Origin of the sequence: Enteractinococcus coprophilus (assembly GCF_006716305.1) — a bacterium.
Classification (GTDB): Bacteria; Actinomycetota; Actinomycetes; order Actinomycetales; family Micrococcaceae; genus Yaniella; species Yaniella coprophila.
This window is the reverse complement of sequence record NZ_VFOU01000003.1, coordinates 198,130-219,961: the sequence shown is the minus strand read 5'-3', so window position 1 is coordinate 219,961 and position 21,832 is coordinate 198,130. Positions and strand designations below refer to the sequence as shown.

Annotated in this window: 14 protein-coding genes; 7 read left to right on the top strand and 7 right to left on the bottom strand. The window is 58.6% G+C overall.

Annotated features, from left to right (window positions below):
- Positions 1-70: 70 nt before the first annotated feature.
- On the top strand, positions 71-1,348 hold the full coding sequence (locus tag FB556_RS09020) for a cell division protein PerM (protein ID WP_141866939.1): 1,278 nt from the start codon (positions 71-73) through the stop codon (positions 1,346-1,348).
- Here the strand turns inward: FB556_RS09020 and FB556_RS09015 are convergent.
- Entirely contained in the window at positions 1,345-1,722 is a 378-nt protein-coding gene (locus tag FB556_RS09015) for a hypothetical protein (protein ID WP_141866937.1), read from the bottom strand. The genes FB556_RS09020 and FB556_RS09015 overlap by 4 nt on opposite strands.
- Positions 1,723-1,796: 74 nt before the next feature.
- On the opposite strand from FB556_RS09015, the gene purN reads away from it, so the two are divergent.
- The 6 genes from purN to FB556_RS08985 all read left to right on the top strand — a co-directional run bounded on the left by purN (position 1,797) and on the right by FB556_RS08985 (position 13,750).
- Complete coding sequence (gene purN / locus FB556_RS09010) at positions 1,797-2,402, top strand: phosphoribosylglycinamide formyltransferase (RefSeq protein ID WP_141866935.1); 606 nt, start codon at positions 1,797-1,799, stop codon at positions 2,400-2,402.
- A 63-nt stretch (positions 2,403-2,465) separates the two neighbouring features.
- The gene (gene purH / locus FB556_RS09005) at positions 2,466-4,130 is read left to right on the top strand and encodes a bifunctional phosphoribosylaminoimidazolecarboxamide formyltransferase/IMP cyclohydrolase (RefSeq protein WP_141866933.1); all 1,665 of its coding nucleotides are present in this window, start codon (positions 2,466-2,468) and stop codon (positions 4,128-4,130) included.
- Between the two features lie 33 nt (positions 4,131-4,163).
- Positions 4,164-5,537, top strand: a complete 1,374-nt coding sequence (gene mgtE, locus FB556_RS09000; RefSeq protein ID WP_141866931.1) for a magnesium transporter — start codon at positions 4,164-4,166, stop codon at positions 5,535-5,537.
- 82 nt (positions 5,538-5,619) lie between these two features.
- Positions 5,620-6,462: an AraC family transcriptional regulator gene (locus FB556_RS08995; RefSeq protein ID WP_141866929.1), complete on the top strand. Its 843-nt coding sequence runs from the start codon at positions 5,620-5,622 to the stop codon at positions 6,460-6,462.
- Positions 6,463-6,633: 171 nt separating this feature from the next.
- Positions 6,634-11,283: a lamin tail domain-containing protein gene (locus FB556_RS08990; RefSeq protein ID WP_141866927.1), complete on the top strand. Its 4,650-nt coding sequence runs from the start codon at positions 6,634-6,636 to the stop codon at positions 11,281-11,283.
- Between the two features lie 244 nt (positions 11,284-11,527).
- On the top strand, positions 11,528-13,750 hold the full coding sequence (locus FB556_RS08985) for an NADP-dependent isocitrate dehydrogenase (protein ID WP_141866925.1): 2,223 nt from the start codon (positions 11,528-11,530) through the stop codon (positions 13,748-13,750).
- A gap of 97 nt (positions 13,751-13,847) precedes the next feature.
- Here the strand turns inward: FB556_RS08985 and glsA are convergent, their stop codons facing one another.
- From glsA to FB556_RS08955, 6 genes are all read right to left on the bottom strand, one after another.
- Complete coding sequence (gene glsA, locus FB556_RS08980) at positions 13,848-15,824, bottom strand: glutaminase A (protein ID WP_141866923.1); 1,977 nt, start codon at positions 15,822-15,824, stop codon at positions 13,848-13,850.
- A 35-nt stretch (positions 15,825-15,859) separates the two neighbouring features.
- A complete protein-coding gene (locus FB556_RS08975; RefSeq protein ID WP_141866921.1) occupies positions 15,860-16,822 on the bottom strand; it encodes an NAD(P)-dependent oxidoreductase in 963 nt (320 codons plus the stop codon).
- A 68-nt stretch (positions 16,823-16,890) separates the two neighbouring features.
- On the bottom strand, positions 16,891-17,415 hold the full coding sequence (locus FB556_RS08970; protein WP_141866919.1) for a gamma carbonic anhydrase family protein: 525 nt from the start codon (positions 17,413-17,415) through the stop codon (positions 16,891-16,893).
- A gap of 142 nt (positions 17,416-17,557) precedes the next feature.
- Complete coding sequence (gene purU, locus FB556_RS08965) at positions 17,558-18,427, bottom strand: formyltetrahydrofolate deformylase (RefSeq protein ID WP_141866916.1); 870 nt, start codon at positions 18,425-18,427, stop codon at positions 17,558-17,560.
- A gap of 199 nt (positions 18,428-18,626) precedes the next feature.
- Positions 18,627-20,006 carry an HNH endonuclease gene (locus tag FB556_RS08960; protein WP_141866914.1) on the bottom strand — a complete coding sequence of 460 codons (1,380 nt, stop codon included), beginning with the start codon at positions 20,004-20,006 and terminating at the stop codon, positions 18,627-18,629.
- Between the two features lie 268 nt (positions 20,007-20,274).
- Positions 20,275-21,795 (bottom strand): catalase, encoded by a 1,521-nt coding sequence (locus tag FB556_RS08955; protein WP_141866912.1) that lies wholly within the window; start codon positions 21,793-21,795, stop codon positions 20,275-20,277.
- Positions 21,796-21,832: the final 37 nt, after the last annotated feature.

The following is a 21,832-nucleotide window of genomic DNA, read 5'->3' as shown; positions in this document are numbered from 1 at the left end:
TTATCACACTGTGTTTTGACGTCGTGCCAATCAGCCACTGCACGGGAAACTAATGGCACGATAGGAGAACATGACCAACACAGCACCGGAACCAAAATCCTTCCCCATGCCATTGTGGTTACAAGGCATCATGGAAGCGCTGGCTGCTGCCTTCATCGGCGCCGCCATCATTGTGGTGCCGTTGGCCATCATGTGGATCACCGGAGCCTTTGCCAACATGCCGCTAGGCGATGCTGGTGCCATCGGCGCCTACATATGGTTATCCAGTTTCGGCGTACCTTTAGAACTGGTCAGCCTTGACACCCAAGAGGTAGTGGGGACCTGGTGGTTCATCCCCTTGGGTCTGGTGGTGGTGTGGCTGCTGTTGGCGCGTCGGGTGGGAGCGCGGCTAGCTAGAGCATCCCAACTGCGCACCCTGTGGCAGCCCACGCTGGGTGCAATTGCGGCGTTTACGTTTTTTGTCTGGGGCACCAACACGCTGGTCAGCCTCGACGTCGTCAGTATCAATGCCACCCTGGCGGTGACCATCCCCGCCGTGGTATTTGTGCTGGGCTATGCATGGGGCGCACTGGGATATTTCCGCATCCCGCTGGCAGAGTACACGGCCAAACGCGTCGACCAATTATCCGATGCGGCACGTAACTTCTGGCACTACCTGTGGGCGCTCATCCGTGCCGCGACGCTCGCGTTAGCCGGTGCGTGGGCGATCGCCTCCATTGTGCTATCCGTCCAAATTGGCATCCATTGGGCCGAGGTCACTGATGTTTATCAACGGTTGGACGCCGGAATCTTCGGCGGCTTGGTCATCACGGTCTTACAGATCCTGGTGTTACCGAATGTGGCCGCCTGGACTTTGAGCTATCTGACCGGCGCAGGCTTTCGTATCGGTACGGTTGAGGTTTCCCCGGCCGGTACCCTGCCCGGTGCGCAACCGGCACTGCCGATCTTTTCGGCTATCCCCACAGAACAGACGCTGCAACACCACTGGTGGGTCCTGTTATTACTCCTTGTGGCGGGGATTGTTGCCGGCTGGTGGTTCTTCGGGACCGGGGAAAACCACCTGGAAGACTTTGTCGTAGCGAAAATTCCGAACCAGCCCACTGCGATCACCCTCGGCGTGCTGCTGACGGGCGCCAGTATCGGCATCACTGCCGGGATATTGTGCCTGGGGATCATGTTCGTCTCTGGAGGCTCCTGGGCCATCGGAGTGTTGAGCACCATCGGCGCGCCCCCACTGGCCAGCGCCGGATTATTTGCGGCCCAGATCGGTATTGGAGCGGCCATCGGCTACGCCCTGGCACCGCTGCGTCACGGCGCGTTCCGCTGGTCAAAATCCGCCAAAGACTAATCCCACAGGCTGGTCGTATAGGCGGCTTCGCACCGTGCTACGGCCGTGTCGGTTAGCGCCTTGGCCAAGCACTGCTCATAGGCGGCGGTGGGTTCCCACAACATGATTTGCGACGTCGCAATCCCGCCATAAAACAAGGCACCCAGTAGCCCTGCCGTTCCGGCCAACCACACCAACATCGTGTCTTGACCCCGTGCGGCCAACCGGAAAATACGCACCGCGGCAATCACCGCGGCCAGCGCAAACGCCGGGGCAATGACCTTATAAGGCAGCGGTAGAGCCAGTCCGGCATAGGTGGCCACCAGTGCGGCAACCAGCCACAAAATTCCATTGGCGACCTGGCGCCGATGGGTTAAGGTTTCACGCTGGCTCACAATAGGCTGCCTTCCTGACACAACATTGACGACCAACCAACCAGTGTAGCGATTGATTCTCTACACTAGGACGTATGCGCTTGGTCGTTTTACTCTCCGGATCCGGATCCAATTTTCAAACCCTCATTGATGCTGTCGAAGCAGGTGAGCTCGGCGTCGAGATTGTCGCAGCCGGCTCCGACGTCACCGACGCCTTCGGACTGACCCGGGCCAAAACGGCCGGGATTGAAACCTTCGTCGTCGACTACGCCACCCATGATTCACGGGCGGCTTGGACGACGGCACTGGCAGAGAAGGTAGCCACCTACCGGCCCGATATCGTGTTGTCTTCGGGCCTGATGCGCATCGTCGGCGAAGAATTTATCACCCGCTTTGCCAACCGTTTTATCAACACGCACCCGGCCCTATTGCCCGCCTTTCCGGGTGCACACGCGGTGGCTGATGCGCTGGCCGCCGGCGTCGTCGTCACCGGTACCACCTTGCATATTGTCGACGCCGGAGTCGACACCGGCCCGATTCTGGATCAGCGCGCCGTCACCATCGCCGTCGAGGACGACGAGGCGAGCCTGCACGAAAAAATCAAAGTGGCCGAGCGCCAGATGCTGCTCGATAACCTGGCGCGCATGGCGACGGGCACCACACCGGAACAACTCATCCGGCCGTATGCCGAACCGCGTTAGAATGACGCGAGGAGAGGTCACCGGTAGCCGGTGACAAAACACACTGCCAAAGGAGCCCCCTAAGTGACCACCCAGCTGGATCAAATCCCGGTACAACGCGCCCTGGTGTCCGTCTACGATAAGACCGGACTGGCCGAACTAGCGCAAGGGCTTGCTGCGGCCGGGGTTGAAATTGTCTCGACCGGTTCAACCGCCGCGATGATCCAGGCCGCCGGTGTGGCCGTCACCGAGGTTGCCGAGGTGACCGGATTCCCGGAGGTACTGGGCGGCCGTGTCAAAACGCTCCACCCGTTAATTCACTCAGGTGTGTTGGCAGATAAAAACGTCGACGACCACATGGCCCAGCTGGCCGAACACGACATCACGCCATTTGATCTGGTGGTGGTCAACCTCTATCCGTTTGTGGAAACCGTTGCCTCGGGTGCGACCCAGCCGGAAGTCATCGAACAGATCGACATTGGTGGTCCAACCATGGTGCGCGCGGCCGCAAAGAACCACGGATCGGTTGCGATTGTCACCAATCCAGAGGCCTACCACGAGATTCTGACCGCCGTGGCCAACGGTGGGTTCAGCCTGGCAGCCCGCCAACGGTTGGCCGCTGAAGCATTTGCCCACACCGCCTCCTACGACACCGCGGTGGCTACCTGGATGGCCGAGAACTTCGACGACGCCGAACACCCCGCCTACGCCGGGCACGCGCTGGCGTTGAAAGAAACTCTGCGCTACGGCGAAAACCCGCACCAGCCGGCCGCGCTGTACACGACCGCAACCACCCCGAAACCAGGCGTCGCCCAGGCGAAACTGCTTCACGGCAAAGCGATGAGTTTCAATAACTATGTCGACGCCGATGCTGCCATCCGCGCCGCATTTACGTTTACCGATCCGGCCGTTGCCGTCATCAAACATGCCAACCCCTGTGGTCTGGCAGTCGCCTCGGCCGAAGCTGAGGATGCGATCGCTGACGCCCACGCCAAGGCGCATGCAACCGATCCGGTCTCGGCCTTCGGCGGGGTCATCGCCGCGAACCGTCCGGTGTCGTCAGCTATGGCCGCTCAGGTCAAAGACATCTTCACCGAGGTCGTCGTCGCGCCGGGCTTCACTCCCGAGGCACTGGAGATCTTGACAGCTAAGAAAAACATTCGCCTGCTGCAACTGCCCGACGGATTTGAACTCGACACCAAAGAGTTCAAACAGATCTCCGGCGGCATGCTCGTTCAGGACGCCGATATTTACCAGGCGCCCGGTGACAACCCAGAAAACTGGGAACTGGTGGCCGGTGAACCGGCCGATGAAACCACAATGCGTGATTTGGTGTTTGCCTGGGAGGCCGTCCGCGCGCCGAAATCCAATGCGATCCTGCTGGCCGCCAACCAGGCCGCCGTGGGCATTGGGATGGGTCAGGTCAACCGGCTAGATTCCTGCCGTCTGGCCATTGAACGCGCCAACACCCTGGGTGCCGCCTCGACCGGTGCCCAAGACGTTTCGGCCCCGGGTGGTGCCGAAAACGTGACCGGTGCCGACGCGCCAGATCGTGCGACGGGTTCGGTCGCCGCCTCGGATGCGTTTTTCCCATTTGCCGACGGACTGCAGATTTTGATCGACGCTGGGGTGCGCGCCGTCGTCCAACCCGGTGGCTCCATGCGCGACGATGAGGTCATTCAAACCGCCAACGCCGCCGGGATCACTATGTATCTTACGGGCGGAGCACGCCACTTCTACCACGGATAAACCACTTAGCCCACGAACACAAGGGAAGTACGCATGTCAGATCCCAAGCCGCAGGAAACCACGCTTGCCGAGCTGGAGGACGAGCTCTGGGATCTGCTGCGCGATAAAGAATACGCCGACGCAGCGGAGCTATTGCGCGACATGCGAGTGGCTGAAGTGGAGCGCGTGCTTGACCGCACCCCGCCCGGGCTGATGCCGGTGGCGTTCCGCCTGCTAGATAAAGATGTTGCCGTGGAAGTGTTCGGCAACATGGAGCCCTCGTTGCAGTCGGATTTGATCGATGGGCTGGCCGATGAGCACACTCGTGATTTGTTCTCGCAGTTGCAGTCGTCCACCCAGGCCCGACTGCTCGATGAGGTCCCAGCTGAGGTAGCACAGCGACTGCTGGCCAGCCTTGGCCCGGCGGAACGCGATGCTGCCGCCAAAATTCTGGGCTACCCGGAAGACTCGGTGGGACGGCGAATGTCGGTGGTGCCACAAGAACTGACACCCGACATGTCGGCGGCCACCGCATTGAACATTATTCGTGATGTGACCGTGCCCGCCGCAGATGTGGACAACCTGACCGTGCTGCCGGTGGGGTCTTCGACCCACAAGGTGCTGGGCCTGGTGCACCTGCCGCGCCTGGTGCGGGCCGAACCCGATGAGCTGATTGAAGACATCATGGAGCCCACCGAAACGGTATCGGTGCATGACGACGTCGAAGAAGCTGCCCGTACCGTCGTCCACGACCGCGTCCAAGCACTGCCGGTGGTGGACGACGCCGAGCGGCTCATCGGGATGCTCACGGTTGCCGACGCCCAGTTGGTGCTGGAAGAGGAAGAATCTGAAGACACCCTCCGCTCCGGCGGTGCGGAACCCCTCGGGCAGCCGTACCTTTCAACCTCGGTTATGCAGTTGGTCAAATCCCGCATCGTTTGGCTGCTGGTGTTGGGGATCGGCGCGATTTTGACCGTTCAAGTTCTGGATTATTTTGAAGATACTCTGGCCGCGATGGTCGTGCTGACCCTGTTTGTCCCGCTGCTCACCGGCACCGGCGGCAACACCGGTAACCAGGCGGCCACCACCGTCACACGCGCGATCGCCCTATCCCAAGTCACCACACGCGACCTGCTTCGTGTTATCGGGCGCGAGGCACTCGTGGGGCTCACCCTAGGGGTGGTGCTTGGTGCAATCGGGTTTATCGGCACCTCATTCGTGTGGGACCTGGGGATCGGGGCGGTCATTGGTACAACGCTCGTCGTCATCTGTACTTTGGCGGCGTCGGTCGGCTCCGTCATGCCGCTGATCGCCTCCAAGATCGGCGTTGACCCGGCAGTATTTTCCAACCCGTTTATCTCCACGGTCGTCGATGCGCTGGGGCTGATCGTGTACTTCCTTATCGCCAAAACCATCCTGGGCATTTAGGACCCGATAAAATCCGGCACCAAAGATCGGACGCCACTCGGCATTCGTTTATAGGGTGAGACCAGATTGGGAGGACAAACCTATGCACGGATGGAACACCGCGATTGAGCTCATCGAAACCAAACTCACCGAGCCCATCGACGTTGCCGAACTAGCGCGCCTGGCCGTGACATCGGAGTATCATTTCCGCCGTATGTTCGCCACGCTGGCCGGCATGCCGATCTCGGAGTACATCCGCAACCGCCGCCTGACAAAGGCCACCGCCGACCTCCTGGACGGCGCCTCCGTGCTGGACACCGCGATTGCCTATGGATACGGCTCAGCCGACGCGTTCACTCGTGCATTCAAGACATTCCACGGACTCACCCCAACCCAGGCGCGTGAGCCCGGCGCCATGTTGCGCTCCCAGTCCCAACTGAAAATCCGCATCAGCATTGAAGGGACGCACAACGTGCCATACCGCATCGAAGAAAAACCCGCATTCCACCTCGTTGGCTACAACACCCAAGTACCCATTGTCGCCCTGGGTACCAACGACACCATCCAAGAATTTGAAATGAGCCTAGACAAACAGGCGACGACGGCGTTGGCAACCCTGTCGAACGTTGAACCGCATGGCAAACTCAGCGTTACCGAATACCTTGAAGACGACGAGACCCAGGTCATCTACTGGCACGCCGTCGCCACGACCGCGCCCGACGCGTCGTTTCAATCCCACATGATTCCGGCCGGCTCCTGGGTGGTGTTTACCACAGAGGGCAAGGTCCCAGAAGCCTTCCAACAGCTATGGGCTACCGCCGCTGCCGAGTGGTTCCCAGCCAACCCATATGAATGGGCGCCCGGACCGCAACTGTTGAAAACTCAACTCAATGCCCAAGGCGATTATGGTCAGGCCGAGCTGTGGATCCCCATCGTTCGGAAATAATCTACACCTGCAACATCACACGGGCATGTGACGCCACTCACGCAACTGAATATTGCATGAACATTCAGCGAAGCCCATGTCACCCAGTGTTTGCTTGGCTACTTTACGGTGTTGAAGGTCCGCCTGACAGCGGCTTTCTCACTTACGTATCATAGAAAAGGGTAATCTTTGATGCCTCCGAAACCACTGGGTGGCCGGTTCACCGCGCTGAGTGCCGCGTGTCTGGTCGCACTGTCACCGTTTGCTATGTCTTCGGCAGCGGCTATGCCGATCCATCCGGCAACCACCGTCCAAGACGTGCAGCAGCAGCCTTCCGGGCTGGTTGTGACCGAAATCGTGCCCGATACTACCGGGCACGATCATTTCGAATACTTCGAAATTCACAACGCCTCGGATGCGCCGATTGATTTGGACGACGCCGGTTACAGCTTTGCGTACAGCTACGTCGACTCAGCAGACCAGACACGTGATGTTGCGCTGAATATTCACGCTGGCGAAGAACCAGTGGTGCTAGCGCCTGGCGAGACAGCCATTATGTGGCTGAGCTATACCAGCGACACAGTGAACTCCTATGCCTATACCGTCGATGACTTCCGCGCATTTTATGACATGGCCGATGACAACAACGCGCGCATTGTGCGCGTGGAAGGCCAAGCCGGCATGGCCAACGGAGGAAGTCGCGGCATCCGAGTACTCCAAAACGGTGCGGTCGACAGCTGGTCGTTCTACCCGACAGGTTCCCCAGGCGTTCAGCAGGGTGTCGAGTTTGGCCGCGCTACCAGTGGTGAACAACCATCCCGTGTGGTGCTGGCCCAACAAGCAGCTCCGACTCCGGGCCAGGTGCGCGATGAACAACTCAGCTTGGAGCCCGTCGAGCCGGAAGAACCCGAGGAACCGGAAGAGCCGACCGATCCGTTCGGTGATCGCCAGGCACCATCGACCGCGGCAGAACTGATGTTGACTGAACTGGTCGTGGATTCCGCCAACGTTGGGGAATCCGACGGCTATGAGTTCATCGAGATTGCCAACCCGACAGACACAGCAATTTCCGTGTCGGACTACACGATCAACTACCTCTACCCAGACAGCGGTAGCAATGCGCTGTGGGCAGCAACGCCGTCCAACGTCGTCATTGCACCCGGTCAAACCCTGGTCTACTGGATCAAAAACGGTGCCAATAATGACCTGACCACCGATGATTTCAACGAGTTCTACGGCACGGAGCTGGTGCTCGGTGAGACCCTGACGGAAATTTATTCGGGCGGGATGGCCAACGGCAGCGCTCGCGGTATCCAGATTGAAACTAACACTGGCTTTGCCATCAACACTGGGCATTACAACATGAATGGCGTCCGCGATGTGCAGACCGATCAGGGCCTGTACTTCGGTGTTGACGACGAGGATCTACAGAACCAACACCTGTGGGGAAGCGCTGACCCAACCCCGGGTGCACTGCATCCGGCACAGGCACCTGAATCCGCGGTACAACTGACCGCCGACGACACGGATCCGCAGGTTGAAGACAACACGGTCGATACCATCGACCCGGACGAGGGCCTGGCCTTCACCGCTCGGATCACCGATGACGTCCAGGTTAAAACCGTGACCTTGAACCTGCAGTCCAATGCGGATGAGACCGCCCAGCAGATCGTACTGCGCGCCGCTGACGACGACACCTACACTCACGAAGTGCCCGAAGCCGATCTGACGGGCAAGCGCTGGTACGACTACTCGTTCACGGTGTCTGATGGGACCAACGACATCACCACCGACCCCCAGCGCGTCACCGCCGACGGCGTCAGCGATGCTCCGGTGCGGCTGAACCTCGAAGCTGACCAGTGGGTTACGGGTACCACCGCCGTCATTGGGGCCTCGGATTCGCTTGAAGACCAGGTGGAACTTGCCATCGATGGTGACGCAGTCGAGACGGAGGCCTCCCTGGAAGCCGAACCGGTCTTCGCGTTTGAAACCACGCAAACGGATGCGTATTTCCGCAACGGTGTGCTGGCCGGTGACGACATCCTGGAAATCTTCGATAAAGGTACATACCAGAATGTTGAGACCATCTCGACGGCGGTGCCGTTGGACTATATTACCGACGAGCGCGACGTCACCTTATCGATTTATGCGGGCACCAAGGCCGCCCCAGAAATTGATCCGGATGAAAATAATGATGACTTCCGCATCCGCAACCCGCGCCTGATCCTGCCGGATGGCCGCACCCTGACACCGGCCGGGCTGGATGACCCACAAGCCTGGATGGACATGGGCGACAGCGCGGGCAAACTGGAATTTTACGACGCACAATTCGACATCCCTGATGATGCTTTCACCGGTGCCGCTCACCAGTGGGACACCACCGCCAGTGATGACGGCGACCACTCCGTGACCGCAGCCCTGTCTGACGGTGACGACAGTGTCACCCGCAACGTGCAGGTGGATAACACCGGACCACAGATCGAGGTGACCGGTGTGGAAAACGACCAACCGGCCCGCGGGGAATTCACCCTGGACGCCACCGTCGAAGATGCTGGAGTCGGGGTTGCCAACGTGGCCGCCACACTCAATGGCGAAAATATTGAGCTGCCATATGCGACGTCGTCGGTCACATTGGATGCCGGTGAACACACGTTTGAGGTCACCGCAACCGATGAGCTGGGCAATGAAGCTGACCATACGGTCACGTTTACCACCCCGAAAGAACACCCCTTCATTGGGGAGCTGACACCAAGCGACAACGCCACGGTTGCCCCCGGCGATGTGGAACTCTCCGCGCAAGTTGATGACCCCAGCGGCGACTCCGTGGACGCAACCTTCTACGGTGGCCTGCGCCCAAGCTTGGACTCGGAAGCGGTGCGCGCCAGCTCTGGCACCGTCACCGACGCTGCAACGCTGGACCGTGCTGACGCTAAACCGTTGAGTGAAGAAGACATCGAAGCCATGACCACCCTGGACGGGCTGAACGCTGACGTCGAATCGGATAGCAAATTTCCGTACCAGCTCTTTGAAGTCGATGTGCCCGACGACGCTGTCGATGGTTCCGAAGTCCGCCTGAATTGGCACGGCAGCGCGGAACCCGACGCTCAGGTGGCGCTCTATGCACTGGATGCGCAGGGCACTGGCTGGGACGAAATTGACCGGCACGTGACCGGTGAGACGCAGGATGCGACCCGCGGTATCGCTGCCGCCGTACACCGGGCGTTCGCAGAATCCACCGGAGCCGAGAGCTTCAGTCTCGATGGCGTCATCGATGCCGAACAGTACGCCGACGACGGCACCGTGACCGTATTGGTTCAGCACTCCGACGGGTTTGCCGGCCAAGACTTCACTACCCGTGAGTCCGCGGTCGAGCCAGCGCATGCCGACGACGTCGATCGCGCCGAGTATGACTTCACCTTCGCTTGGGAATCCGACACCCAGTACTACAACGAGGACTTCCCACACCACCAGACCGCCATCCACGACTATGTGCTCGCCGAGCGGGAGAACAAGAATATCCAGTTCCTGTTCCACACCGGCGACGTCATCGATGAAAAAGATAAGGCATACCAGTGGGAGAATGCCGATCCCGAGTATCGCCGTCTTGATGAGGCAGGCCTGCCGTATTCGATTCTGGCCGGTAATCACGACGTCGTGCTCAACAGCGAGGTCGACTACACCACCTTCAGTCAGTATTTCGGCGCCGACCGCTACGCTGATAACCCCTGGTACGCGGGCACGTATGAAGATAATCGCGGCAGCTACCATCTGTTTTCGGCCGGTGGGATCGATTTCATCGTCGTGGCGATGGGTTGGGATCCTGGTGATGCCGAAATTGCGTGGATGAATCAGGTGCTGGCGGCACACCCGGACCGCGTGGGTATTGTGAACCTGCACGAATACATGTTGACCACCGGCGGACTGGGGCCGGTGCCGCAGCGCATCCTGGATGAGGTCATCGCCACCAACCCCAACGTGTCGATGGTCATGTCAGGGCACTACCACGACGCTTACACTCGCACCGATGATTTTGACGACGACGGCGACGGTCAAACCGACCGCACCGTGACCTCAATGCTGTTCGACTACCAAGGTCTGCCGGAAGGCGGCCAGGGCTTCTTGCGCCTGTTGCACTTCGACAACGAGGGCCAACGGATGTTGGTGCGCACCTACTCGCCATCCTTGGACCAGTACAATTCGGATGATCCGACGCTGCTGGTCGACGGTGACGACCCGTATGCGGATCAGCAATTTGAGATTTCCTATGAACAACTGGGCATCGAGCCTGCTGCGCGCCAGCTGGCCACCGATGCGTTTACCGCAGAGGTGCTGACCGATGCACCCATTGGCACTGTTGAAGATATTGCCACTCCCGGAACTGCCTCAATCGTTTGGAAAGACCGCGACGCCGGGGAGCATTCCTGGTACGTCCGGGTCAGCGATGACTTTGGGGGTTCCGTGGCATCACCCGTGATGACCTTCACCGCTGAAAATGCCGAGGACGAGTCTGATGATGGAGAAACGAACGACGACAATACCGACGACGAGAACTCGTCAGGTAACGGTGGCACGCCTGGAGGCACACCTGTCGGTGACGATGAGCAGCCCGTTACCGGTGACGGTTCGGCTGACGACACCAATCCCGTCGAGACCCCAAACGCAGATCCTGTAGATGATGCTGCCAGTGGCTCTGATGATCAGGTCTCTGACGAGCGCGCTGATGGAAATCTTGCCGATACCGGTGCTTCGGCTGCGCTGGGCTGGTTGATCGGCGGTGGCGTCTTGGCGCTTGCTGTCGGTTCAGCAATGGTCTGGCGCCGTCGGACAGGTAGCCAACAGTAGTCTGGCTTAGGCTCTAGCGACGCACACGGTCTGGTGGTACTCCTTGTGGGACTGCCAGGCCGTTTGCGTCTGTTGTAGGACGTTTTGATGAGCAGGATGAAAAAATATCCAGCAAGTGGCTTAACCCCCGGCTAAAAAGGGCAAAAGATGCTGGCCCCGAAAACATCTGGGCTAGATTAGGGGATGGAATTGTGAGGTGCCCTTACACCACAGGGCGCTTGAAACATGAGGAGATCATACATTTATGTCAAAGATCATTTATACCTACACTGACGAAGCGCCAGCACTGGCAACAGCGTCCTTCTTGCCGATTGTGCGCGCTTTTGCCGCCAAGGCCGGTGTAGAACTGGAAACACGAGACATCTCCCTGGCCGGCCGTATCCTTGCCGCCTTCAACGACGTGTTACCAGAAGATCAGCGCGTCAACGATGCTCTGGCAGAACTCGGCGAACTCGTGAAAGAAGCCGAAGCCAACATCATCAAACTGCCAAACATCTCTGCTTCAGTACCGCAGCTGGTTGCGGCAGTTAAAGAGCTCCAAGAAGCCGGTTTTGACCTGCCGGATTACCCGTACGAAGTCACCAACGACGAGGAACGCGACACCCAGGCCCGCTATGCGACCGCCATGGGCTCGGCCGTCAACCCGGTGCTGCGTGAAGGCAACTCGGATCGCCGTGCGCCACGCGCCGTCAAAAACTTTGCCAAAAATAACCCACACTCGATGGGTGAATGGTCTACAGACTCCAAAACCAACGTTGCCACGATGGGCGAGAACGACTTCTTCTCCAACGAGCAGTCCGTGACCATGCCCGACAACGATAGCCTGACTATTCGTCACACCGACGCCGAAGGCAACGTCACCAACCTGAAAGAAGACCTGAAGGTCCTCAAGGGCGAAATCGTCGACTCGACCTTCATGTCCGCCAAAGCTCTGGATGCCTTCCTGGCCGAGCAGGTCAAGCGAGCCAAAGAAGAGGGTGTGCTGTTCTCCGCACACATGAAGGCCACCATGATGAAGGTCTCGGACCCGGTCATCTTCGGCCACATCGTCAAAGCCTACTTCCCAGGTGTCTTCGAAAAATACGGTGAACAGTTGGCCGCCGCTGGCCTGTCCGCCAACAACGGTCTGGCAGGCATTGAAGCTGGGCTTGCAGAGCTCGACGCCGACGTCGCCGAAGGTATCCGCAAAGAAATCGCCGACGCCTACGAAAACGGCCCAGACTTGGCGATGGTCAACTCCCACCGCGGGATCACCAACCTGCACGTCCCATCCGACGTCATCGTGGACGCTTCCATGCCGGCCATGATCCGCTCGGGCGGCAAGATGTGGAATAAGAACGACGAAACCCAGGACACCCTCGCGGTGATTCCGGACTCCTCCTACGCCGGTGTTTTCCAGGCTGTCATCGAGGACTGCCGCGCAAATGGCGCGTATGACCCAACCACCATGGGTACCGTGCCAAACGTTGGTCTGATGGCCCAAAAGGCCGAAGAATACGGCTCGCACGACAAGACTTTCATCCTGGATAAGGACGGCACCGTTGAGGTTGTTGACTCCTCAGGCAACGTGTTGATGAGCCACCAGGTTGAAGCCGGCGATATCTGGCGCGCTACCCAGACCAAGGACGTACCGGTACGTGACTGGGTCAAACTTGCTGTGACCCGCGCTCGTGCAACTCAGACCCCGGCTGTTTTCTGGTTGGACGCCGAGCGTGCACACGATGCGCAGATCATCGAGAAGGTCAAAGCATACCTTCCTGAACATGACACCGAGGGCCTGGAAATCAAGATCATGGCTCCGGAGCGTGCCACCCAGTACACGGTTGAGCGGATGCGTCGCGGCGAAGACACCATCTCGGTTTCCGGGAACGTGCTGCGTGACTACCTGACCGACCTGTTCCCCATTCTCGAACTGGGCACTTCGGCGAAGATGCTCTCAATTGTTCCACTGCTCAACGGTGGCGGCCTGTTTGAAACCGGTGCTGGTGGTTCGGCTCCAAAACACGTAGAACAGTTACTGGAAGAAAACCACTTGCGCTGGGACTCGTTGGGTGAATTCCTTGCGCTGGCGGTCTCTTTCGAACACCTGGCCACTGCAACCGATAACTCGCGCGCTCAGGTGCTTGCCGATGCACTCGATGCAGGGACTGGCGAATATCTCGAGGAACGTCGTTCTCCATCACGCAAGGTCGGCGAACTGGATAACCGCGGTTCCCACTTCTACCTGGCGCTGTACTGGGCCGAGGCACTTGCGGCTCAGACCGACGACGCCGAACTGGCCGAAGCGATCAAACCGGTTGCCGAAGCACTGCGCGCCAACGAAGAGACCATCATCAATGAACTCAACGAGGTTCAAGGTCAGACCGTGGCAATCGGGGGTTACTACTACCCGGATCACGACCTGACATCCAAGGTCATGCGCCCATCGGTCACCTTAAACAAGATCGTTGACGGCATGAGCGTCTAAAGGTCTTGCCCTGAGGTCTGCTAGACCCAAGGTATGACAACAGGCTCTGTCGATTCCCAAGGAATCGGCGGAGCCTGTTGCTGTTAAGACAGGATCGTTAGCGCATGCGTTGTTCGTCGTACTGTTCGGGGTCGTATTCCTCACGGGCGCCGGCTTCACGTGAGGACTGTTCCAGTACGGTGTAGGCTTCCCGTGCGATCGCCGTCCACAAACGAATCGCCAGCTGAGGGTCGGTTTGTTCTAGGTGAGCAATCGTTTGAGCAGACAATACCAGGACCTCGACGTCATCAATGGCGCGAATGGTGGTGAGCTGGCGGCCCGTGTAACTCAAGGCAAATTCACCGAAGGTTGAGCCGGGGGAGAGGTACACGTGGCGGTAGCGCGTATCGCCGGGACCTTCAGCTGCCAGCTCGACGCGCCCCGAACGGATGAAGTAAATACCACCGAACGGCTGTCCGACGCGTCGGATGATGGTGCCGGCGGTGTAGCTACGAAGTTCCATGTAGCCGGCCAGGACGTTAACGTCGCGATCGTCGAGGAAATCAAAGACGGGTGCGGTCCCTGGTTCACGTGGGGTGTTATCGGTTTGCAGAATCTGGCGGGCATAACGCTGGGCCAGTCGCAGCTCGGCCCACTCGAGAGCGGCCGAGCGGTTATCAAAGAGCCGAAATTCACCGGTGACATCTTCGGCGAGGGTCTCGTCGTCCCACGGCAAATCCAAGTGCCCCGCCGAGGCAGCTTTGGCTTTATCGCGTGGGTCAGGCAGGACGAGATCGTCGCGAACTTTGACGAACTCTAAAATGTGCTCCACTAGGTTCTCACCCCAGTCGATGAAGATAATGTCTTTCCCGGAAGAACGCCATGCTGCGGTAAGTGAGGCCAGGATAAGAATCGCGGCCCGGCCGAAATCGTCGACCCCTTGGAAGTCGATGACGACCATGGTGACGTCGTCGTCCATTTCTACGATGGTGCGGGCCATCGTTTCGGTCTCGGCAAAACCCAAGTCCCCGGAGACTTCGAGAATTTGGCAGCGCTCTCCGAACTGTGAGGTGATCCGGGAGAGCTCGGTTGATCGAACCACACCCAGCGAGGCATCGGCCAGTGAGTAGTGCGCACGCAGCGTGGAACCACCCAGCGGAGAGGCTTCGGCATAGTGTAGTCCCAGGTCGCGAGTGACCCGTCGGATAGCCGCGGCCCCGCGGACCGAGTTGCCGTGTTGATCCAACGGCGCCGAGTAGACCCCGATGCCTAATTGACCTGGCACCACGACCATGATGCCGCCATCGACCCCAGACTTTGCGGGGAGGCCGATGTCGATCATCCAGTTGCCTGCGGCGTCGTACATCCCGCAGGTCATCATGACACCCAGTACCTGACGGGTCGTTTCTTCTGAAAACACTTCGCGACCGGTGACCGGGTTGATGCCTTTATTGGCCAGGGTGGCAGCCATCATCGACAGGTTTTCCGTCGTCACATCGGTGGAACATTCTAAAAAGTAGTCTTGGACGACCGGTTCTGGATCCGAGTCGATGATCTCAAAGGAACGTAGTAGCCAAGCTAACGCTCGGTTACGGTGCCCGGCGATATTTTCGGCGTGGAAGACGGTGCGGTTGATTTCAAGTTGCCCCGGAGATCCTTCGGCGGCCAGATCCATGGTGCGTGAAATCCGACTGATCCGGTCCACTCCGCCGCGGCCTTTGATCAGACCGACCGTGGCGATGGCTCCGGCGTTGATCATCGGGTTGGCGGGCCGACCGGTACTGCGTTGCAACGAGATTTCGTTGAAGGGGTCACCCGATGGTTCGACGTCGATCTTCTTGCCAACTTCGGTGGGGCCCAGATCATCCAAGGCCAACCCGTAGGCGAAGACCTTGGCGATCGATTGGATCGCAAATTTGTGGTTGGAATCGCCCGATGAGTACTGCTGCCCGTTGACTGTTGTCAGCGTGATCCCAAACTTATGAAGATCGGGTTGCGTTGCGGTCTCGGTCACCGGATTGACGGTGCCCGCTGTCATCGGCCGTAGACTTTCAATCAGTTCGGCAAGATAGCGGTGCAGCGGTGAAATCATCATGGGCAATTCCTCATCACAGTCATCGAACGGCTTGTTTAGTAGCCGGCGTCCACGTCGACCAGGCCCTCTAGGGTATCAGGTGTCTTTCCGGCCGCCAGCGCCTCCAGATTACGCACGATGCGCTTGTCCAACAGCGGAATCACCATCTCAGGGGTGTCTGCGGTGTGCGGGGTGATAATGCAATTGGGCTCTTCCCACAACGGGTGGCCGTCCGGGAGTGGTTCCGGATCGGTGACATCCAAGCCTGCCGAGCGAATCTTGCGTTCCGCCAGCGCAGTCACCAGCGCATCGGTGTCCACCAGGCTGCCGCGGGCAATGTTGACCAACACGGCCTGGTCATCCATGAGTTCAAATTGTTCGCGACCAAACATGTGCTGCGTCTCGGGTGTCGCTGCCGCGGCGATAACGACGACGTCGGCCGAGGGCAACACGTCGTTGAGTTCCTCAGACGTGACGGTCTGGTCGGCGCCATCGAGCGGGTCGGATTTGCGCCGCACCACGGTGATGGTCGTATCCCAAGTCGAAAAGAGACGCACGAGTTCTTCTCCGATGCCCCCGCCGCCGATAATGACGACGTTCGCGCCGTCAAGGGTCGAGCCAAACGTTGCACCCCAACTGGTCGCGCGGATCCGTTCGGGTAGGTGGCGCAGCAACGCCAACGTCAATGCCAGCGCGTGTTCGGCAACCGGGGGAGCATAGGTCCCTTTGGCCGAGGTGAAGGTCACGTGTGGATATTTGCGGGCAACCGGTAAGAACGTTTCAACTCCGGCGTAGGGCAACTGCACCCAGCTGATCTTCGGGTTCGCCGCCAGGGTGTCTTCAATGATTGCTGAGTCGATCATTCGCACCACAATAATCGCGGTGGCTTCTCCGTCGTCGGGATCAACAATGTCAAAACCATGCCCTCGTGCCGTCGTCACAGTGGTTTCGTGGGCGTGTTCATACGGGGTGTTGTCGCGGTCGTCTTGAACGGGTAGAACTACGATCTTTTGTGTCATAACCCTATGCTCACATGGATTGGTTCAAAAACAACACAACGCAGCCGTGCCCACTGACCAAGACGGCTTTAATTGAGGTGTTCGGCCTCTAGGTGGGCTGCTGACAGTCGGACATATACCTCCGCGTTCGTCCTTAACCCAGCCACCTGTTCAGGTGTTAACTCACGCCGCACCTTGGCAGGCACGCCGGCCACCAATGAGTTCGGCGGAATCTCCATACCCTCGGGCACCATTGAGTTCGCAGCAACCAGGGAGCCTGCGCCAACGACGGCGCCATTGAGTACCGTGGCGTTCATTCCGATGAGTGCGCCGTCACCAACGGTTGCTCCGTGGACGATGGCGGCATGCCCGACTGAAACGTCTTCCCCGATGGAGCAGGGGAAACCTTCATCGGCGTGTAACACCACGTTGTCTTGAAGATTGGATCGGGCTCCGACGCTGATCGGTGCGGAGTCCCCCCGGGCTGATACCCCGTAGAATGCCGAAGACTTTTCAGCCATGTTGACCTCGCCGGTAATGGCTGCGGTTTCGGCTAGGAACACAGACTCATGAATGGTGGGTGTTTTGCCCAGAACAGTTTTAATAATCGCCATATGGTCACCCTAAAAGCAGGTTTGGGCCTTGTCACTAGTTGGCCGCCAGTGTGTCGAGAGACAAAACACCGGTGGCAGCTGGATATAGCTGCCACCGGGTTAAGATTGCCGGCCGGGGCGCGACGTATAGTGCGCCTGATCGTTATTCGAAGATGACGGTTCGGTCTCCGTCGAGGAGCACGCGGTGCTCCGTGTGCCATTGCACGGCCTGGGCTAGGGTGGCGCCTTCAACCGCGCGACCACGTTGTACGAAGTCTTGTGCGGTGAGCGCGTGGTTGACGCGCTGAACACGTTGTTCGATGATCGGTCCCTCATCCAGATCGGCCGTCACGTAGTGGGCTGTCGCGCCAATAAGTTTTACGCCGCGATCATGCGCCTGGTGGTACGGACGGGCCCCCTTGAACGATGGCAAAAAGGAGTGGTGGATGTTGATGGCCTTTTTATCGAGCTTACGGGTCATCTCATCTGAGAGGATCTGCATGTAGCGGGCCAAGACAACCAGTTCAATATCGTATTGGTCAAGGATTTGCATGAGACGGGCTTCGGCCTCAGCTTTGTTGTCTGTCCCATCAGGGTGCTTGATGATCGGGATGTGTACAAAGGGCACATCATAAAAGTAGGCCATCGGTTGTAGATCCAAGTGGTTGGACACGATCACCGGTACTTCAACCGGTAGCGTTCCGGCGTGCTGTTGGAACAACAGTTCGTTCATAGTCCGACCGTCTTTCGACACCATGATTAAAGTACGCGTTTTTACCGCGGTATCGTAGACGTGGGCATCCATGTCGTATTGTTTGGCGACGTCGGCAATAGCTGCTTCGGTGTCGGCGACAGTAGCGTCGGTTGCGAACTGCACGCGCATAAAAAACGTCCCACTATTGGGAGAGTCAAATTGCTGAGATTCTGAGATGTCAGCGTTGACTTCTAACAGAGCCCCGGTGATGGCATGCACGATGCCAGGTTGGTTTGGGCAGGACAGTGTGACTATGAGGTTATTTTTACCAATGACCATGAACGTCAATTTCCTAACATGAAGCGGCAATCTGTTGGTATATTAGCGCTTCAACGCATTTTATGCGCCACGGCGCGGTCATCGATCGTTATAACATCGGCAATGATTGTTCTGGTCACCAGTCGTTGCATCATCGACATGTTTCGTGGTGAATCATTCGACTTATCGATCGCTGGAAATGACGAGCGTGCACGTCTGGTCAGCAACGGAGATACTGCGTGATGCTCAATCGCCGAGGTTGGCGATACGGAGAGCGTGTTATACCAATCGGTCGCGTTGTGTGCCTCGGGGGTGTCTCGTCGGGCGGGGCTGGAGCTTCGGGCTCATGGCCGGGGAGCAAAGGTCCCGGGTTCTTCGTGTAGGTATGCCCGGTAGGTGTGGTCACCGTCAAAGAGTGCGCGTTGCCTTCGTGCTGCCACCCGCGGTTTTCCTTGGTTTGATTGCAGGCCCCACACAGACCCGAGGCGTTTTCCCAGTTGGTGGCGCCTCCGTTGCGGTGCGGGGTGATGTGGTCGCCATCTAAGATGGGGGCTTCACAGTACGGACTACGACAGGTGTTGTCGCGGAGCAGCAACATCTTGCGAATATTGGCGGGGAAGGATCTGCCGGTAAATTCCATCGACACTAATCGAGTGGCTGTAGCGTCAGAAAAGAGCCGCCGTATGAAGACCTTGAGTTGTTCATTGGCCAACCATTCGCGTGCCACTGATGCTGGGATCGGGCCGTGCCCTGCTAACCACGCAGGCGTGTCACCCTTTGCTAAGAGGGCGTCTGGTGTCATGGGGACCATCAAATCTACGGTTCCAGCAGCGACGCTGCCCTCACCAGAGCCCCACTGAGTGAACAGATCGAACATGACTTGGTCACGAGTGCGCCGAACACCATGCTCGTCCTTGGATTTTCCTGCACTGACCAACGACTTGGCTTTGGCGTGCAGCCCGTTATAGAGGCTCGTGAGCGCGGGTGCGGGGCCGTAGGCGGTCCACAACGCCATGCCGTCACCCGCGGGCTGGCAAGTGACGCGGCGGGCGTCCTTGGCCTTGCTGTGTCGACTTGCCGCGGCTTTGGGGTCTAGCCGCTGAGCGTGGGCACGGGCTTCGTTCGCAAGTTCACGCGGCCCAGTCGAACCGAACCGGTCCTTGAGCGCACGATCGACCTGACGACGATGCTGAGATGACAGAACCTCTGTCTCTTTGACAACGTTGTGCGCGTGCTCGGTTTTAATCAGTCCGGCAGACATCGCTGCCAACATATACGGCATATCTTGATGCAGAGCGCGTGCGGTATTGAGGAACTTCTTGCCACGAGCATGGGATTCGCGTCGTGCCAAACCAATCTCAGCGCCGAGGCCTTTGCCTCGATCAGCTTTCGGAACCTTCTGTGCTTGTTCTTCAACTATCCGCTCTTGCTCAAGGTGAGCGGCTTCCGTCGCTTCTTTAGCATGGACTTTTCCTACCAGTTCTTCCCATATTCGGATACGCTCAATGCTGTCCTCCTGGGTGGAGGCCGGTGGCAGACTATCTAACCAGTCGGCAAATGCCTTAACCGGTGCCATATCTGTGGAAGAACTGATAGTCATGGTTCCACCATAGTTGTGAGCGCGGACACGGTAAGTCGTAAGAGGCTTGTCTGTGGACAACTTTTTCAATGAAGCGGTTATCCACAATTCCGGTGCCACGGGCTACTATTTGCTGTCTCGTTGATAACGAACTCAGGTGGCAGTAGGCAGCACCGTAGGGCAGCGTGGGGCTCGTCGTCCGAGGGATAAAAAAATTCCGGTCCCCTCAACGGGAGGGGACCGGAATGTTGGACTACTTATCGTCCGGGGACGAAGCGTTCGCTAGTGTTTAGACGAGCGAGTCCGCTTTGTCTTTTGGATCGCCACCTGGCTGCTGATCGCCTGCGGAACCACCCTGACGAACCCGGTCCTCGATGCGCTGACCGATAGTTTCGTCAACGTTCTTCCAGTACTGGATCGCGTTTGACAGCACAGGTTCGATTACGGTGTCGAGAGCACCGGCAACGGTGTCGACCAGGCCATCGCGCTCTTCCTGGGAGAAGACTTCGTTGACCAGGATGTTGGCCTGACCGAAATCATCGTCGTTCTCGCGCAGGGTGTAGGCCTGACGCACCAGTTCGCCGTCAGTTTCCCAACCGACGTCGACGGAACCTTCTTCATCCGACCAGGAGTCACCAAACGAGTTTGGTGCGTAGACGGAGCGGTCGCCGGAGTGGTCGTACCACATGGCACCTTCGAAGTTGTAGGTGTGGACTTCGTTGATCGGACGGTTAACCGGCAGCTGTTGGAAGTTGGTGCCGATACGGTAGCGCTGAGCGTCCTGGTAGGCGAAGTTACGGCCCAGCAGCATTTTGTCTGGGGACATGCCAATACCTGGAACCATGTTGGCAGGTGAGAATGCAGCCTGCTCAATTTCCGCGAAGTGGTTGCGCGGGTTGCGGTTCAGCTCCATGGTGCCAACCTTGATGCGTGGGTAATCCTTCTTCGACCAGGTCTTGGTCAGATCGAATGGATTGTAGCGGTAGGTCTTGGCCTCTTCGTACGGCATGACCTGCACGTAGAGATCCCATGATGGGTTGTCGCCGCGTTCGATTGCATCGAAGAGGTCACGACGATGGTACTCGGCGTCCTTACCGGCCAGGGCTTCGGCTTCTTCATTCGACAGGTGCTCCATGCCCTGGTTGGTCAAGAAGTGGAACTTGACCCAGAAGCGTTCGCCCTTGTCGTTGACCCACATGTAGGTGTGGGAGCCGTAACCGTTCATGTTGCGCCAGGTCTTGGGTAGACCGCGTGGGCCCATCAGGTAGGTGACCTGGTGTGCGGTTTCTGGGTTGTTGGTCCAGAAGTCCCACTGCATGGTGTTGTCGCGCAGACCGGAATCTGGCAGACGTTTCTGCGAGCGGATGAAGTGTGGGAACTTCATTGGGTCGCGCACGAAGAAGATCGGGGTGTTGTTGCCAACCAGATCGAAGTTGCCTTCTTCGGTGTAGAACTTCAGGGCGAAGCCGCGGACGTCGCGCCAGGTATCTGGCGAGCCAACTTCACCGGCAACGGTCGAGAAGCGGGCCAGCATTTCGGTTTCGACACCCGGCTGGAACATGGCAGCCTTGGTGTACTGCGAGACATCTTCGGTCACGGTGAAGGTACCGAATGCACCGGAGCCTTTTGCGTGTGGACGACGTTCTGGGATGTTCATCCGGTTGAAGTGCTGCAGGGTTTCTACCAGGTGGGCGTCGTGCAGGACGATTGGACCATCTGGACCAGTGGTCAGCGAGTTGCGGTCGCTAACAGCTGGGATGCCGGCCTGGGTTGTAGACCCGGTAGCGTGTGGCGTTTTTTTCTCAGCCAATAAACTCAGTCTCCTTTAAGACTTCGGTGCGGTGGAC